The sequence below is a fragment of the Burkholderia sp. M6-3 genome (assembly GCF_050858985.1).
Lineage (GTDB): Bacteria > Pseudomonadota > Gammaproteobacteria > Burkholderiales > Burkholderiaceae > Paraburkholderia > Paraburkholderia caledonica.
On sequence record NZ_CP110090.1, the window covers coordinates 3,525,841 to 3,540,765 of the forward strand.

19 protein-coding genes and 1 tRNA gene are annotated in these 14,925 nt (G+C 61.2%); 1 reads left to right on the forward strand and 19 read right to left on the reverse strand.

Translation table 11 applies throughout. The annotated features are described in order from the left end of the window. Positions 1-14 precede the first annotated feature (14 nt). From OH764_RS15375 to OH764_RS15410, 8 genes are all read right to left on the reverse strand, one after another. Positions 15-1,142, reverse strand: coding sequence for a class I SAM-dependent methyltransferase (locus OH764_RS15375; RefSeq protein WP_498847359.1), 1,128 nt, complete (start codon positions 1,140-1,142; stop codon positions 15-17). A 367-nt stretch (positions 1,143-1,509) separates the two neighbouring features. Then, a tRNA-Thr gene (locus OH764_RS15380) sits at positions 1,510-1,585 on the reverse strand. A 19-nt stretch (positions 1,586-1,604) separates the two neighbouring features. Next, positions 1,605-2,123, reverse strand: coding sequence for a stringent starvation protein B (locus tag OH764_RS15385; protein WP_498847360.1), 519 nt, complete (start codon positions 2,121-2,123; stop codon positions 1,605-1,607). Positions 2,124-2,193: 70 nt separating this feature from the next. After that, a complete protein-coding gene (locus OH764_RS15390; protein WP_006052302.1) occupies positions 2,194-2,805 on the reverse strand; it encodes a glutathione S-transferase N-terminal domain-containing protein in 612 nt (203 codons plus the stop codon). A gap of 96 nt (positions 2,806-2,901) precedes the next feature. Beyond that, entirely contained in the window at positions 2,902-3,657 is a 756-nt protein-coding gene (locus OH764_RS15395) for a cytochrome c1 (RefSeq protein WP_027805049.1), read from the reverse strand. Positions 3,658-3,680: 23 nt separating this feature from the next. Further along, positions 3,681-5,060, reverse strand: coding sequence for a cytochrome b (locus tag OH764_RS15400; RefSeq protein ID WP_027779458.1), 1,380 nt, complete (start codon positions 5,058-5,060; stop codon positions 3,681-3,683). Next, positions 5,060-5,680 (reverse strand): ubiquinol-cytochrome c reductase iron-sulfur subunit, encoded by a 621-nt coding sequence (petA, locus tag OH764_RS15405; RefSeq protein WP_498848838.1) that lies wholly within the window; start codon positions 5,678-5,680, stop codon positions 5,060-5,062. Before petA ends, OH764_RS15400 begins: the two co-directional genes overlap by 1 nt. A gap of 231 nt (positions 5,681-5,911) precedes the next feature. Then, entirely contained in the window at positions 5,912-6,658 is a 747-nt protein-coding gene (locus tag OH764_RS15410; protein ID WP_020070658.1) for a Nif3-like dinuclear metal center hexameric protein, read from the reverse strand. 19 nt (positions 6,659-6,677) lie between these two features. On the opposite strand from OH764_RS15410, the gene OH764_RS15415 reads away from it, so the two are divergent. Beyond that, positions 6,678-7,892 (forward strand): Do family serine endopeptidase, encoded by a 1,215-nt coding sequence (locus OH764_RS15415; protein ID WP_027779460.1) that lies wholly within the window; start codon positions 6,678-6,680, stop codon positions 7,890-7,892. Between the two features lie 197 nt (positions 7,893-8,089). On the opposite strand, the gene tatC is transcribed toward OH764_RS15415, so the two are convergent. From tatC to OH764_RS15470, 11 genes are all read right to left on the reverse strand, one after another. Next, positions 8,090-8,869, reverse strand: a complete 780-nt coding sequence (gene tatC, locus OH764_RS15420) for a twin-arginine translocase subunit TatC (protein ID WP_027779461.1) — start codon at positions 8,867-8,869, stop codon at positions 8,090-8,092. A 34-nt stretch (positions 8,870-8,903) separates the two neighbouring features. Further along, the gene (tatB, locus tag OH764_RS15425; protein WP_498847361.1) at positions 8,904-9,422 is read right to left on the reverse strand and encodes a Sec-independent protein translocase subunit TatA/TatB; all 519 of its coding nucleotides are present in this window, start codon (positions 9,420-9,422) and stop codon (positions 8,904-8,906) included. Between the two features lie 39 nt (positions 9,423-9,461). Then, the gene (gene tatA, locus OH764_RS15430) at positions 9,462-9,698 is read right to left on the reverse strand and encodes a Sec-independent protein translocase subunit TatA (RefSeq protein ID WP_020070654.1); all 237 of its coding nucleotides are present in this window, start codon (positions 9,696-9,698) and stop codon (positions 9,462-9,464) included. 194 nt (positions 9,699-9,892) lie between these two features. Next, positions 9,893-10,258: a histidine triad nucleotide-binding protein gene (locus OH764_RS15435; protein ID WP_498847362.1), complete on the reverse strand. Its 366-nt coding sequence runs from the start codon at positions 10,256-10,258 to the stop codon at positions 9,893-9,895. A gap of 81 nt (positions 10,259-10,339) precedes the next feature. Beyond that, a complete protein-coding gene (locus OH764_RS15440) occupies positions 10,340-10,735 on the reverse strand; it encodes a DUF4870 family protein (RefSeq protein ID WP_458035351.1) in 396 nt (131 codons plus the stop codon). Positions 10,736-10,840: 105 nt separating this feature from the next. Continuing rightward, positions 10,841-11,233 (reverse strand): phosphoribosyl-ATP diphosphatase, encoded by a 393-nt coding sequence (locus OH764_RS15445; protein ID WP_087751734.1) that lies wholly within the window; start codon positions 11,231-11,233, stop codon positions 10,841-10,843. Beyond that, a complete protein-coding gene (hisI, locus tag OH764_RS15450) occupies positions 11,230-11,640 on the reverse strand; it encodes a phosphoribosyl-AMP cyclohydrolase (RefSeq protein ID WP_020070650.1) in 411 nt (136 codons plus the stop codon). Before hisI ends, OH764_RS15445 begins: the two co-directional genes overlap by 4 nt. Before the next feature lies 1 nt (position 11,641). After that, positions 11,642-12,415, reverse strand: coding sequence for an imidazole glycerol phosphate synthase subunit HisF (hisF, locus tag OH764_RS15455; protein ID WP_020070649.1), 774 nt, complete (start codon positions 12,413-12,415; stop codon positions 11,642-11,644). A gap of 238 nt (positions 12,416-12,653) precedes the next feature. Continuing rightward, entirely contained in the window at positions 12,654-13,406 is a 753-nt protein-coding gene (gene hisA / locus OH764_RS15460) for a 1-(5-phosphoribosyl)-5-[(5-phosphoribosylamino)methylideneamino]imidazole-4-carboxamide isomerase (RefSeq protein WP_020070648.1), read from the reverse strand. A 214-nt stretch (positions 13,407-13,620) separates the two neighbouring features. Then, positions 13,621-14,262 carry an imidazole glycerol phosphate synthase subunit HisH gene (gene hisH / locus OH764_RS15465; RefSeq protein WP_498847363.1) on the reverse strand — a complete coding sequence of 214 codons (642 nt, stop codon included), beginning with the start codon at positions 14,260-14,262 and terminating at the stop codon, positions 13,621-13,623. Continuing rightward, entirely contained in the window at positions 14,259-14,879 is a 621-nt protein-coding gene (locus OH764_RS15470; RefSeq protein ID WP_020070646.1) for a MarC family protein, read from the reverse strand. Before OH764_RS15470 ends, hisH begins: the two co-directional genes overlap by 4 nt. Positions 14,880-14,925: the final 46 nt, after the last annotated feature.

The window sequence follows — 14,925 nt, forward strand, 5'->3', positions numbered from 1 at the left end:
GATTCAAACTCGCGTCAGGGGCGCGCCCTCAACCGCCACAGCGACGTAACTTCGGCCACCCGCGCTGCATGCAACGGGTCCGTCTCGTCGGTAGATTTGGGATGCCTCGGACGAATGTCCTCGCGCCCGATCACAGTTAAGCCGGCCTCGTCGATCGCGGCGAGCAACCACTCGCGGGTGCGCAAACCGAGATGCTCCGCGAAGTCCGACAAAATGAGCCAGCCTTCGCCGCCCGGCGACAAATGCTCGGCCAGGCCGTTGAGAAAGCCCAGTAGCATTCGGCTTTCCGGATCGTAGACCGCATATTCGATCGGTGATGCGGGCCGCGCCGGCACCCACGGCGGGTTGCAAACCACCAGCGGCGCGCGGCCTTCAGGGAACAGATCCGCTTGAACGACCTCGACCTGCTGTTCGTAGCCGAGGCGCGCAATGTTCTCCCGAGCGCAAGCAAGCGCTCGTGGGTCCTGGTCGGTGGCGACGATCTTCTTCACGCCGCGCTTTGCCAGCAACGCCGACAGCACGCCAGTACCGGTGCCGATATCGAACGCCTTGTTCAACGAAGGCAGCGCAGTCCGAGCAACGAGATCCACGTATTCACCGCGCACCGGCGAAAACACGCCGTAATAAGGATGAATGCGATCGCCGAGCGCGGGAATTTCCACGCCCTTTTTGCGCCACTCGTGCGCGCCGATCAGTCCGAGCAGTTCGCGCAACGACACGACCGACGCTTCATTGGTCGGCGGTCCATAGGTCTCGATGCACGCCTGTTGCACGTCGGGCGCGCGGCGCAGCGGAATCACATATGACGCGTCAAGCGGTATCAGGATCATGCCGAGCGTGCGCGCACGTTGCGACTGCGTCTGCCGGTGCAGATTGAACGCCTCCAGCGGCGTTGCGCCTTGCTTGCGCGGCTTGCGTTCCAGACGTCGCGTCACCGCCTGCAACAGTTGCCGCGCGTTCTGGAAATCCCCGTTCCACAGAAGCGCGGTGCCTTCGCACGCGAGCCGGTAGGCGGAGTCGGCGGTGGTCCGGTCGTCGGCGACGATCACGCGTTTGGGCGGGGGCACCGCCGCTTCGGAGCGCCAACGCGCGGTGCGGGGGCCGTCGGCTTCGGGCCAGGTGATACTTGCAGGGCTGGTCATGATGAGGTGGGTCGTGTTGCGAGAGCGACGCGGTAAGACGTGGCTTGGTTGGACGGCGCTATGCGCTGGTGTGCGCGGGCAGCGTGCATGAGCGAACTGTAGTGCCGGCCCGACCCGAATAGTAACCCCTGCCGCCCCGCCTCACGGCATCGTATTCGCCACGCCGTTCGCAGCGAACGTAGACGATTTTGTCCACGATCGACAAGGTGAAAGAGATATGGCGATTTTGAGGCTTAAAAACCGCTCACCGAGAAGCGAAAAACGGTGATGGTTCGCGTGTGGGCCTCGTAGCGACCGACCAGGTGCCCAATGAGCGCCAAATAAAAAACGGGGTTTCTGACTGAACAGAAACCCCGTTTCGTACTACTGGTGCCGGCTGCAGGACTCGAACCCGCCACCTCATGATTACAAGTCAAGCGCTCTACCTGATGAGCTAAGCCGGCATGAGGCCGTGATTCTACTTCATTTTACGATCTTAAGGCGAGCCCTACCGCCACCTTTTGAACCGTCGTCGTCGGGCTGGTCGCCCTCCGGCGTCTGGTCAGCTTTGGCGGCGCTGTCAGGTGCGGACGGACTTTCGACCGCACGAGGCGCACTGGGAGCGACCGGCGCGGCGGCCGGCTCGACCGTCTCGGCGTCGGCGCCCGAATCCTGCGCCTCGCCTCCGGTCGACTCGACCGGAAATGCCATGCCCTGCCCGTTTTCGCGCGCGTATATCGCGAGGATATTGGCGACTGGCACCTCAATCTTGTGCGACTTGCCGGAGAAACGCGCGCTGAATTCGACCCACTCGTTGCCCATTTGCAGCTGGCTCGTAGCCTCGAAGCTGATGTTCAACACAATCTCGTTGTCGCGCACGAATTGCCGCGGCACACGCGTCTGATTGTCGACGCGCACTGCGATATGCGGCGTGTAGCCGTTATCCGTGCACCATTCGTACAGCGCTCGCAGCAGGTACGGCTTGGTGGAAATCTCTTGCATCAGCAGTCCTCTTACCGGGCGCGGACCCGCGCGCGAGACGCCGCGCGAAGCCCGCAACCCAAAGCCACACTCAACGACGCATCACCTTTTCCGACGGCGTCAGCGCCTCGATATAAGCGGGACGGCTGAAAATGCGCTCGGCGTACTTCATCAGCGGCGCCGCATTCTTCGACAGTTCGATGCCGTAGTGATCGAGACGCCACAGGAGCGGCGCGATCGCGACGTCGAGCATCGAGAACTCTTCGCCGAGCATGTACTTGTTCTTCAGGAAGATCGGCGCGAGTTGCGTCAGGCGATCGCGGATGGCGAGGCGCGCTTTCTCGTGATTCTTCTCCGCGGCCTTGCCCTTTTCGTTTTCGAGCGTGCCGACGTGGACGAACAGTTCCTTCTCGAAGTTCAGCAGGAACAGACGGGCACGCGCGCGTTGAACCGGGTCGGCCGGCATCAGTTGCGGATGCGGAAAGCGCTCGTCGATGTATTCGTTGATGATGTTCGATTCGTACAGAATCAGGTCCCGTTCGACGAGAATCGGCACCTGACCATACGGATTCATCACGGCGATGTCTTCCGGCTTGTTAAACAGGTCGACGTCGCGGATCTCGAAGTCCATGCCCTTTTCGAACAACACCAGCCGGCAACGCTGGGAGAACGGGCAAGTTGTGCCGGAATACAGAACCATCATGATTTACGTTTCCTCAAAAAGCTGAAGGGCCAGCGCGCGGAAAAACCGTTCAACAGGTTTTTCCTGGCGCCGGCCCCACGCCGTGTAGCGGCGTGATTATTTGATATGTTTCCAGTACGCGGCGTTCAGTCGCCAGGCGAAAAAGCTCAAAATACCGAGGAACATCAGCACCCACACGCCAAGCTGTTTGCGGGTTTTCTGAGTCGGCTCGGACATCCAGGACAGATACGACACAAGGTCGGCCACAGCAGAATCATAATCTACCGGCGACATCGTCCCCGGAGTGACCTGCTGGAAACCCACAAATTTGTGCACCGTTTCGCCCGTTTTTTCGTCGACTTCTTCACCGAACTTCGCGGTACGTTGCCCCTGAAGCTGCCACAACACGTGAGGCATGCTCACGTTTTCATACACCAGATTATTCCAGCCAGTCGGCCGCGTATTGTCGCGATAAAAGCTGCGCAGATACGTGTAGAGCCAGTCCTTGCCGCGCGCCCGCGCTTCCACCGACAAATCCGGCGGACTTGCGCCGAACCACGCCTTCGCGTCGTCCGGGCGCATTGCCACGGTCATCGTGTTGCCGACCTTGTCGGTAGTGAAAAGCAGGTTCGACTGAATCTCGGCTGGCGCAATGCCGAGATCGGTCAGCCGGTTGTAGCGCACCAGATTCGCGCTGTGGCAATTCAGGCAGTAGTTTACAAACAATTGCGCGCCGTGCTGCAAAGAAGCGAAATTGTCCGCGTTATCCGGCGCGCGGTCGAGATGAACATTCTCGTCCGCATACGCCGGGCCGCTCAGCACCGCGAGCAGTGTCGCGCCGATCAGCGCGCACGTCGAAAGCAGTTTCTTCATCTTCGTGTTCTCCTCGCTCGCCATTAGTGGGACTTGAACCGCACCCGCTCGGGCGGCTGCTTGAACGTGCCAAGCCTCGTCCAGAACGGCATGCCGAGGAAAAACGCGAAGTAGATCAGCGCGCACACCTGCGCAATCAACGTGGCGGCCGGCGACGGCGGTTTAGTGCCGAGGAAGCCCAACGTCAGGAAAGCGAGCACGAAGATCCCGTAAAACACCTTGTGGAAGAACGGCCGGTAACGAATCGACTTGACCGGCGAGCGGTCCAGCCACGGCAGGAAGAAGAGCGAAATCACCGCGCCGCCCATCACAACCACGCCCCAGAACTTCGACTCGGTGAAGGCCATTGCCAGAATCACGAGCACCGCAAGCACCGGCAAACCCAGTTTCCACTTGCCGCGGGCGCGCACCAGCGCGAGCAGGCCGAGCAACGCGATCACGATCATCAGCACGATCTTGAACGGATCGGTCGTGGCGCGCAGCATCGCGTAAAAGGCCGTGAAGTACCACACCGGCGCGATTTCCTGAGGTGTTTGCAGCGGATTCGCGGGGACGAAGTTGTTGGCCTCGAGGAAGTACCCGCCCATTTCCGGCGCGAAGAAAATAATCGCCGCGAAAATCATCAGGAAGATCGACACGCCGAAGAAATCGTGCACCGAGTAGTACGGATGAAACGGGATGCCGTCGAGCGGAATGCCGTCCGGGTCTTTCTTCGCCTTGATCTCGATGCCGTCCGGGTTGTTGGACCCGACTTCATGCAGCGCGACCAGGTGAGCGACGACGAGCCCAAGCAACACCAGCGGTATCGCGATCACGTGGAACGCGAAGAAGCGGTTCAGCGTGACGTCCGACACCACGTAGTCGCCGCGAATCCACAGCGACAGGTCCGGCCCGATGAACGGAATCGCCGAGAACAGGTTGACGATAACCTGCGCGCCCCAGAACGACATCTGGCCCCACGGGAGCAGGTAACCGAAGAACGCTTCGGCCATCAGGCACAGGAAGATCGCGCAGCCGAAAATCCATACGAGTTCGCGCGGCTTGCGATATGAGCCGTACATGAGGCCGCGGAACATATGCAGATACACGACGACAAAGAACATCGACGCGCCCGTGGAGTGCATATAGCGGATCAGCCAGCCCCACGGCACTTCGCGCATGATGTACTCGACCGACGCGAACGCGAGCGTCGCGTCGGGCTTGTAGTTCATCGTGAGGAAAATGCCGGTGACGATCTGATTGACCAGCACCAGCAGCGCCAGCGAGCCGAAGAAGTACCAGAAGTTGAAATTCTTCGGTGCGTAGTATTCGGAGACGTGCTTTTTCCAGGTGGACGTTAGGGGGAAGCGCCGGTCGATCCAACCGACCAGCCCGGTCGTCTCTACTTCGTGTTCGATCGCCATTACGCTTCTCCTTTCTCGTCCTTGCCGATCACGAGCCCGTTGGCTCCCGTGAACATGTAAGGCGGGATGTCGAGGTTCTGCGGCGCAGGTTTGTTCTTGAAGACGCGGCCGGCCATGTCATAGGTCGAACCGTGGCACGGGCACAGAAAGCCGCCTGGCCAGTCGTCAGGAAGATTGGGCTGCGCGCCCTCCATGAAGCGCGGCGTTGGCGTGCAGCCCAGATGGGTGCACACGGCAACGGCGACAAATATGTTCTTGCGGTCGGTGCGTGCACGGAATTCGTTGTTGCAGTACTCCGGCAATGGCATCGAAAAGACGTTCTTGCTGTGGGGATCGGCTACTTCGTTATCGGCTTTCTGGACATCGGCAAGCATCTTGTCGGTGCGGTTGATGATCCACACCGGCTTGCCGCGCCATGCAACGGTCATCATGTCGCCGGGCTTCAGATTGCTGATGTCCACTTCGACCGGGGCACCTGCTGCCTTGGCCTTTTCAGATGGTGCAAACGAACTAACAAAGGGTACGACAGTGGCAACGCCTCCTATGCCACCTGCTACGGTCGTCGCTATCAGCCAGCTACGGCGGCTGCCGTCGACGCGTTCATCTTCCTTGTCTCGCATCACACGCCCCACTTCTGAGTTGGATTTTTCCTTCACGTCGCTTCTACCGCCGCTAGTTTGCTCGAATGGAGTCGCCATTTACAAGGGCCGATTGCCAAAAACCGTGCGAAGCCCTTGATAGGTAAGGGTTTCTCCGTACGGATCGCAAACTTTTTCGCACCTCCTTTTAAGTGTCCCCTCCGTTATTCGTGCCTTTTGCTTAGCTAATGCCTATTTGCTGATTCAAGCGAATCAAACCGGATTAGGGATATCGATAAAGAGGTGTTCGATATCGAACTGCTCGGACAAGTGCTTGCCCACCGCCTGCACCCCGAAGCGCTCCGTCGCATGATGCCCGGCCGCGAGAAACGCGACGCCGCTTTCCGCCGACGTGTGCATGACCGACTCCGACACCTCGCCGGTCAGATAAACGTCGGCGCCCGCGTTGATCGCCGCGTCGAACATGCCTTGCGCAGCGCCCGTACACCACGCGACGCGGCGCAGACTGCGATCCGGGTCGCCAAACACGAGCGGCGTGCGGCCAAGCGTCTGTTCGATCTCGGCGGTGAAGTGCGCGAGCGTGATCGGCATCGCGAAGGTGGCGAGCCAGCCGAGGTCGTTCTCGCCGAAGCGCGCGTCGCTGATCCAGCCCATCTTCGCGCCTATCTGCGCGTTGTTGCCCAGTTCGGGATGGTCGTCGAGCGGCAAGTGATAAGCGAACATGTTCAGGTCGTTCGCGAGCAGCAGTTTCAGGCGCGCGTATTTGCGGCCGGTGATCTGCGGCGCCTCGTTGCGCCAGAAATAGCCGTGATGGACAAGCACGGCGTCCGCGCCCCAGTCCAGCGCGGCCTCCAGAAACGCCACCGAGGCGGTCACGCCCGTTGCGAGCTTGTTGATCTTGCGACGCCCTTCGACTTGCAGGCCATTGGGGCAATAGTCCTTGAAGCGCGCGGTTTCAAGGAGATTGTTCAAGTACAATTCAAGTTCGATCCGATCCATATAAACCTCTAGTCTTCAGATGCTTAGACGCTTTTGGCTGTTCTTTGCCCAAGCGGTGACTGTGCTGTTGGCGCTGATGTTCATCATCGCGACCCTCAAACCGCAGTGGCTCCAGCGTCAAGGGCAATTCGGCAAGCAACTTGCCGAACCGATCGTCGCCTTGCGGGAAGTGGCACCTGGCATGGGTAGCGGGCCCGCAACGGCGTCTTATGCAGACGCCGCTCAAAAGGCCATGCCTGCGGTCGTCAATGTCTTTTCCAGCAAAGATGGCTCGCTGCCGCCGGATCCGCGCGCGAAAGATCCGCTGTTCCGCTACTTCTTCGGCGACAAGAACAATCGCAAGCAGCGCGAGCAGCCGGCCGCGAACCTCGGCTCCGGCGTGATAGTGAGTTCGGAAGGTTACATTCTAACGAACCAGCACGTGGTCGACGGCGCCGATCAGATCGAAATCGCGTTGGCCGACGGCCGCACCACGAACGCCAAGGTGATCGGCATCGACCCGGAAACGGATCTGGCCGTGCTGAAGGTCAACATGACCAACCTGCCCACCATCACCTTGGGTCGCATGGAACAGACCCGCGTTGGCGACGTCGTGCTCGCGATCGGTAATCCGTTCGGCGTCGGGCAGACGGTCACCATGGGCATTGTCAGCGCGCTCGGTCGCAACCATCTCGGCATCAATACATTTGAAAACTTCATTCAGACCGACGCGGCGATCAATCCCGGCAATTCGGGCGGCGCACTGGTCGACGTGAACGGCAATCTGCTCGGCATCAACACCGCCATTTATTCACGCTCCGGCGGTTCGCTCGGCATTGGCTTCGCGATTCCGGTGTCAACGGCGCGCAGCGTGCTCGAGAGCATCATCACCACGGGTTCGGTCACGCGCGGCTGGATCGGCGTTGAACCTCAAGATGTCACACCGGAAATTGCCGAGTCGTTCGGGCTCGAACAGAAGTCGGGCGCGATCGTCGCGGGCGTGTTGAAGAACGGTCCGGCCGACCGCGCCGGTATCAAGCCAGGCGACATTCTGATGAGCGTGAACGGCCAGGAAATCACCGACACGACCCGCTTGCTCAATGTGATCGCGCAGATCAAGCCGGGCACGGCCGCGAAGGTGCACCTGGTGCGCAAGAACCGCGAGCTCGATCTCGACGTGACCATCGGCAAGCGCCCGCCGCCGCCGAAACAACCCGTCGAAGACAGCGACCAGCAGGACGACGACGGCGGTTGAGCTCTGCCGGGTGCCGAAGCCATGTGGGATTGAGGCAGAACGCGGAACACAAAAAAGGGCAGCCCATGACGGACTGCCCTTTTTGTTTTGGCCGCGCTGTGTAATTGCTGCCGCGGTACTACCGCAAGATCGACACCAATTCACCGCTAGCCTGTCACCGATCGACAGAGCCACGGCAACACCGTAGCGGGTTCACTTCAGGCCGGCGGCGTCGCGTCTTCGACAACCGCGGGCTGCTTGCCGACGATCAACCGCGCGGCGATGATCCCCGCCTCGTACAGCACGATCAGCGGAATGGCGAGAATAAGTTGAGAGAACACGTCTGGCGGCGTGACCACCGCCGAAATCACGAACGCGCCGACGATCACATACGGCCGGATCTCCTTGAGCTTCTTCAGCGTCACTACGTTCATGCGCACCAGCAGCACGACGACGATCGGCACTTCGAACGTCACGCCAAACGCAATGAACATAGTGAGCACGAAGCTCAGATAGTTGTCGATATCGGTCGTCATCTCCGCGCCCAATGGCGCGTTGTAATGGGCCATTACGCGAAAGATCGTCGGGAACACGACGAAGTACGCGAACGCCATGCCGCACAGAAAGAGCGTATAGCTGCTGCCGACCAACGGCCCGACCAGCTTCTTTTCATGCTGATAAAGACCCGGTGCGACAAACGCCCAGATCTGATAAAGCACGATGGGCAGCGCGATCACGAAAGCCACCAGCATGGTCACTTTCATCGGCACGAAGAACGAGCCGGTGACGTCGGTCACGATCATCTTGCCGTCTTTGGGCAGGTTCTGCATCAGCGGCCGCGCCAGCAGCCGGAAGATATCCGGCGCCCAATACACCAGGCCGACAAACACCACGATGACGGCAAGGCCCGCGCGGATAATCCGGTCGCGCAATTCAACGAGGTGAGAAATGAAGGTCTCTTCAGCGCCTTCGTCCTGACTTTTCTGGGGGTCGCTCACACCGGCCCTCGGTTAGAGATTGTCGTTCTGGTCATCAGAAAAACCGCGTCGGACGACGCATGCTGGCGGGCGTATGCCGCGCGACGCGCGCCGCGCCCGACTGCACGCGCGTGCGGCGCGTGGTTGCGCGCTTGTACCAGGTTGGCATTGCGGTTTGCTTGACTCGCCAGTTCTTGCGCTTGAGCGCACCGGCTGGCGCGCTGCCTTGCCACGGAGTATTGACGGCGTCTTCGACCGCACCGCCCGCAATGCTCGGCGACACCGACGTGCCGCTGTTCCACGCGTCGTTCAGTTCCGTCTCGTGCTTGCGCAGGTTTTCCTGCACGGAGGTCTGGACATTGCTGGCCGCCGTCTCGAACTCGGTTTTCATGCGACGCAGTTCGTCGAGTTCGATTTCCCGCGTGACTTCCGACTTGACGTCGTTGATATACCGCTGAGCGCGACCGAACAGGGCGCCGGCCGTGCGGGCGACGCGCGGCAAGCGCTCAGGGCCGAGCACGACTAGCGCGACGACGCCAATCAGCGCCATCTTGGTTAGACCGAGGTCCAGCATGGAGGGAAATGTCCGTCAGTAACGCGGTTGGCCCGCGGCTTAGCGGTAGTCGCCCGAACGCGGGGCCTTTTCCTTTGCTTCCACATCGACGGCGCCGTTGCGCGGCAGTTCGCGCTGCTGCGTCTCGGCCGGTGTTTCGCCTTCCTTCATGCCTTCTTTGAAGCCCTTTACGGCGCCACCCAGGTCGCCGCCGATATTGCGCAACTTCTTCGTGCCGAACACGAGTGCCACGATCAGCAACACGATCAACCAATGCCAAATACTCAACGAACCCATGACTACTCTCCTTAACCCCGACGCCGCACGTGATGCGGCAAAAATCGTCTGCCTTGCGGCGTGAATCGAAGCAGATGCGCTTCTTCTACGTTACAGCGGCACAGTGCATATTGTGGCCATGCGATCGCGTCGCCGAAATTACAACGCAGCAAAAACAACGCCGACCCCATGGGCCGCTCGCCCGATCTTCGCAGTCAGCCCATGCGCTGCCACGGGCGCGGCCCCGCCAGGATGTGCGCGTGCAGGTGATAAACCTCCTGCCCACCGCCCGGCCCCGTGTTGATGACCGTGCGGAAGCCCGTTTCGCCACCTGTGTACGACACGCCCAACTGGTCGGCAAGACGCGCCGTCAAAACAAGCATTCTACCAAGCAGCGGCGCATCGCTCTCGGTGCAGTCACTGAGGGTGGCAATGTGCTTGCGCGGGATCACCAGCACATGGGTCTCGGCCGCCGGACGGATGTCGCGGAAGGCGACGAACTCGTCGTCTTCGTGGACTTTAGTCGACGGAATCTCGCCGGCGGCGATCTTGCAAAAGAGACAGTTCGGGTCGTGGCTCATCGTATTCCTAACGCGGTAATGCCAAGCATGACTGGACGCGGTCCGTCGCGGCTCCGCAATCGTCCTTAACGTCAGACGAATTCAGAACCACGAACGCGGATTCGCGAGTGGCTTGTTATCGTACAGATACAGCCACCCTTTGATAATACGGTACAACATCCAGATGCTCACCGCCCACAGCACCGCAACACCGATCACCACGAACAGCAGCAGCCCGCCTATCGCATAGCCCAGCAGGCCGATCCAGAACGTGCGGATTTGCCACTCGAAGTGGGCTTCATACGGCGTGCCCGCGGCGTCGCTCCGCTTCACATAGTTGATGATGATCGCGACGAGGATGGTCAGCCCGCCCGTCAGCCAATGCACCGCATACAGCGCGTACAGCACGTGCGTCAGCGTGCGCAGGCTGCGTTCCCGCTCCGGCTCCATCGCGTGGCGATACGCCGGCCGCGGATAACTCTCATGCGACTGTTCCATGCTTGCGTCCTCCCGAGGATGCGTTTGCGATGCGTTCAGTGCAATGTGGGCTCCGGCGCGCGCCACTTCAAGACAGTACGGGAAAACATCGACGAAGAATGAGGTTCAGTCGCCGTTCTGTTCGCGCTCGCGGCTCTTGCGCAGCGCCTTTTCTTCGATGCCGGACATACCTTCGCGACGCTCGAGTTCGGCGAGCACGTCGGCCGGGCTCAGATCGTAGTGCGAAAGCATCACGAGGCAGTGGAACCACAGGTCCGCGACCTCGCCGACGAGCGCCTTCGTCGCGCCGCCATGGCGCGTGTCCTTGGCTGCCAGCACGACTTCGGTGGCCTCTTCGCCGATTTTCTTGAGCACCGCGTCGTCGCCTTTGTGGAACAAGCGCGAGACGTACGACACGTCGGGATCGCCGCCCTTGCGGCTGTCGATGATCGCCGCGAGGCGCATCAGCGTGTCGGTCGTGGACGGCGTGGACGGTGTAACTTGCGTGGTCTGCGTCATTTGTAGATGTGTTCGGGGTCTTTCAGCACGGGATCGACGGCGATCCAGTCGCCATCTTCGGCCGTGCCTTCGAATTTCTGGAAAAAGCACGAGTGACGGCCGGTGTGGCACGCAATGCCGGACACCTGCTCCACTTTCAGCAGCACGACGTCTTCGTCGCAATCGAGCCGCACTTCATGCACATGCTGCACGTGGCCGGACTCTTCGCCTTTGAACCACAAGCGCTGGCGCGAGCGTGAGAAGTACACCGCGCGGCCCAGTTCGATGGTCTTTGCCAACGCCTCGCGGTTCATCCACGCGAACATCAGCACGTCGTTCGTCGACGCTTCTTGCGCGATGACCGGCACGAGGCCGTTCGCGTCCCATTTGACCTTGTCGAGCCAATTGACTGCCGTTGGATTCACCACGTCACAACCTCACCGAAATGCCTTGCTCGGCCATGAAGCGCTTGGCCTCGCCCACTGTGTGCTCGCCATAGTGGAAGATGCTCGCGGCAAGCACGGCGTCCGCGTGGCCGCTCGTGATGCCGTCGGCGAGATGCTGCAGATTGCCCACGCCGCCCGACGCGATCACCGGAACCGGCACCGCGTCGGACACCGCGCGCGTGAGCGCGAGGTCGAAGCCGCTCTTCGTGCCGTCGCGGTCCATGCTGGTCAGCAGGATTTCGCCCGCGCCGAGTTCGGCCATCTTGCGCGCCCATTCGACCGCTTCTAGGCCGGTGGCCTTGCGTCCGCCGTGCGTGAAGACTTCCCAGCGCGGCGTCTCGCCGTCCGCCGAAACGCGTTTGGCGTCGATCGCGACGACGATGCATTGCGAGCCGTATTTGTCGGTAGCGTCTTTCACAAGCTGTGGATTCGCGACCGCCGACGAGTTCATGCTGATCTTGTCCGCGCCCGCGTTCAGCAGACGGCGCACGTCTTCGACAGCGCGCACGCCGCCGCCGACCGTCAGCGGAATGAAGACCTGCGAGGCGACCGCTTCGATGATCGGCAGGATCAGGTCGCGCTGATCCGAGGTAGCGGTGATATCGAGGAAAGTGAGTTCGTCCGCGCCCTGATCGTCGTAACGCCGCGCGATTTCGACCGGGTCGCCCGCGTCGCGCAATTCGACGAAGTTGACGCCCTTGACCACGCGGCCAGCGGTGACGTCGAGACAGGGAATGATGCGTTTAGCTAGAGCCATGATCTTGCAATTCTGCCAATACCGCTGATGAGGCCGCTCACTTCGGACTGAAGCGAGCGGCATGGTCCGGCGCGGGAGGCCGCGCCACGCCGGATGTATTCCGCGCAACCGAGCCTCGAACCGCTACGGGAGCGCGCCGCTGGAACACGCCGCCAAGTGCGCTCGAGTGCCGGAAAGAAATCCGGGCGCGAACGCGTCAAACCTGCCAGTCGCATCGCGACGACAGCGGCGCCACGGTTCAGGCGTCGTCCGATTCGCGCAGCCGGTCCGCCAGTGTTTGCGCAGCCGCAAAGTCGAGGTCGCCCGAGTAGATTGCCCGGCCGCAGATCACGCCTTCGATCCCTTCGTCCTCGACTTCGCATAGCGATTCAATGTCGGTCAGGTTCGACAGCCCGCCGCTCGCGATCACCGGAATCTTCACCGCGCGAGCAAGACGCACGGTCGCTTCGATGTTGATGCCTTGCAGCATGCCGTCGCGGCCGATGTCCGTGTAAATGATCGACTCGCAGCCGTAATCCTCGAACTTGCGCGCGAGATCGGCGACTTCGTGGCCCGTCAGCTTGCTCCAGCCGTCGGTCGCGACCTTGCCGTCTTTCGCATCCAGACCGACGATGATATGGCCGCCGAACGCCGTGCACGCGTCCTGCAAGAAGCCCGGATTCTTCACCGCCGCGGTGCCGATGATCACGTACTCCAGACCGTCGTCGAGATAGCGCTCAATCGTGTTCAGGTCGCGGATGCCGCCGCCGAGCTGCACGGGAATCTCGCCGCCCACTTCCTCGATGATTGCGCGAATCGCTTCTTCGTTCCTCGGCTTGCCGGCGAACGCGCCATTCAGGTCGACGAGGTGCAGACGGCGCGCGCCGCGCTCGACCCAATGTCGGGCCATAGCCGCCGGTTCCTCGGAGAATATCGTCGCCTGGTCCATATCGCCCTGTTTGAGGCGTACACACTGACCGTCTTTCAGGTCGATGGCGGGGATCAGCAGCATAGCAATCGGGTGTTGTGTGGGAAGGGGTTGAAGGTCGGCGGCAGCGGCTGGTAGGTCAGCTCGCCAGAACGCCGTCTCGCTAGTTTAGTACAACTCTTTCGGCGGCCTTGCGTACTGGCAGGGCCGCGCGAAATCACGGTGCAAAAGCTGTGGCGCGCGGCAGGGGTCCCGCTCGTGGCGGAACGATGCACGGCAACGGAACGGACAAAGGCGCTCACGGGTTCCAGTGCACGAAGTTGCGATACACGCGCAGCCCCGCGTCGGCGCTCTTTTCCGGGTGAAATTGGGTCGCGAAGATGTTATCCCGCGCCACCGCCGAGGTAAAGGGCACACCGTACACGGTTTCGCCGGACGTATGCGCGGGATTTTCCGGCACCACGTAGTAGCTGTGCACGAAGTAAAAGAATGCGTTGTCCGCCACGCCGTCCCACAGCGGATGCGGCAGCGCCTGACGCACGCGGTTCCAGCCCATTTGCGGCACCTTGAAGCGCGAGCCGTCGTCCTGCACCTGGCCTTCCAGATCGAAACGCAGCACTTTGCCCGGCAACAGTCCGAGGCCTGGCGTGTCGCCCTCCGCACTCCAGTCGAACAGCATCTGTTCGCCGACGCAGACGCCCATCAGCGGCTTCACGCGCGACGCTTCCACGACTGCTTCCTGCAAGCCGGACTCCGCGAGACTGCGCATGCAATCGGGCATTGCGCCCTGGCCCGGCAACACCACGCGATCGGCCGCACGAATCGCTTCGGGCTTGTCGACGATCGCCACATCCGCTTCCGGCGCGGCCTTGCGCAAGGCCTGCGCCACCGAGCGCAGGTTGCCCATTCCGTAATCCACAATCGCTATCGAAGTTTTCATTTCAAGTTAGGCAGCAAAGCCTTCAATCCATCGACGATGAATTCCACCGCCAGCGCCGATAACATCAAACCCATGAGCCGCGTGCCGATGTTGATACCCGTGCGACCAACCCAGCGGGCAATCGGTTCGGCAAGACGCAGCGAAAAAAAGCAGATCGCCGCCAGAACCGCGCCGATCACGATCAGGCTGATCCGGTCGTACCAGTGCGGCGAGCCGGCTGCATAGATGATCGTGGTGCTGATCGCGCCCGGGCCGGTCAACAGCGGGATCGCCAGCGGCACGACCGCGATGTTGTCCTTCTGCTCTGCCTCGTGGCGTTCTTCGGGCGTCGAACGGCTATTGCCGATCTGCGCGTTCAGCATGTTGATCGCCATCAGCAGCATGATGATCCCGCCGCCTACTTCGAGCGAACCGACCGAAATGCCGAAGAAGCTGATGATCTGCTGCCCGAGCATCGTGGTTATCGCAATCACGCAGAACACCGAGATCGCCGCGATCCGAATCGTTCTGCGCCGCTCGACGTCGCTCTGATTCGCCGTCAGGCTCATGAAAAACGGAATGGCGCCGATCGGATTGATCAGCGCGAGCAGCGAGATAAACGACTTCAGAATATCCATTGAACACCGGGCGCGCGGATTGCGCGACCCCGGTCCTGGTAAATGC

Excerpts from the sequence above, each read along its gene's own strand:
- petA (WP_498848838.1), bottom strand. The coding sequence starts at position 5,680 with ATGCGAGACAAGGAAGATGAACGCGTCGACGGCAGCCGCCGTAGCTGG.
- tatB (WP_498847361.1), bottom strand. The coding sequence starts at position 9,422 with ATGCTGGACCTCGGTCTAACCAAGATGGCGCTGATTGGCGTCGTCGCG.
- OH764_RS15435 (WP_498847362.1), bottom strand. The coding sequence starts at position 10,258 with ATGAGCCACGACCCGAACTGTCTCTTTTGCAAGATCGCCGCCGGCGAG.
- OH764_RS15395 (WP_027805049.1), bottom strand. The coding sequence starts at position 3,657 with ATGAAGAAACTGCTTTCGACGTGCGCGCTGATCGGCGCGACACTGCTC.
- hisA (WP_020070648.1), bottom strand. The coding sequence starts at position 13,406 with ATGCTGCTGATCCCCGCCATCGACCTGAAAGACGGTCAGTGTGTACGC.
- OH764_RS15385 (WP_498847360.1), bottom strand. The coding sequence starts at position 2,123 with ATGCAAGAGATTTCCACCAAGCCGTACCTGCTGCGAGCGCTGTACGAA.
- OH764_RS15445 (WP_087751734.1), bottom strand. The coding sequence starts at position 11,233 with ATGACGCAGACCACGCAAGTTACACCGTCCACGCCGTCCACGACCGAC.
- hisH (WP_498847363.1), bottom strand. The coding sequence starts at position 14,262 with ATGAAAACTTCGATAGCGATTGTGGATTACGGAATGGGCAACCTGCGC.
- hisF (WP_020070649.1), bottom strand. The coding sequence starts at position 12,415 with ATGGCTCTAGCTAAACGCATCATTCCCTGTCTCGACGTCACCGCTGGC.
- OH764_RS15400 (WP_027779458.1), bottom strand. The coding sequence starts at position 5,060 with ATGGCGATCGAACACGAAGTAGAGACGACCGGGCTGGTCGGTTGGATC.
- OH764_RS15470 (WP_020070646.1), bottom strand. The coding sequence starts at position 14,879 with ATGGATATTCTGAAGTCGTTTATCTCGCTGCTCGCGCTGATCAATCCG.
- tatA (WP_020070654.1), bottom strand. The coding sequence starts at position 9,698 with ATGGGTTCGTTGAGTATTTGGCATTGGTTGATCGTGTTGCTGATCGTG.
- OH764_RS15410 (WP_020070658.1), bottom strand. The coding sequence starts at position 6,658 with ATGGATCGGATCGAACTTGAATTGTACTTGAACAATCTCCTTGAAACC.
- OH764_RS15440 (WP_458035351.1), bottom strand. The coding sequence starts at position 10,735 with ATGGAACAGTCGCATGAGAGTTATCCGCGGCCGGCGTATCGCCACGCG.
- OH764_RS15375 (WP_498847359.1), bottom strand. The coding sequence starts at position 1,142 with ATGACCAGCCCTGCAAGTATCACCTGGCCCGAAGCCGACGGCCCCCGC.
- OH764_RS15415 (WP_027779460.1), top strand. The coding sequence starts at position 6,678 with ATGCTTAGACGCTTTTGGCTGTTCTTTGCCCAAGCGGTGACTGTGCTG.
- OH764_RS15390 (WP_006052302.1), bottom strand. The coding sequence starts at position 2,805 with ATGATGGTTCTGTATTCCGGCACAACTTGCCCGTTCTCCCAGCGTTGC.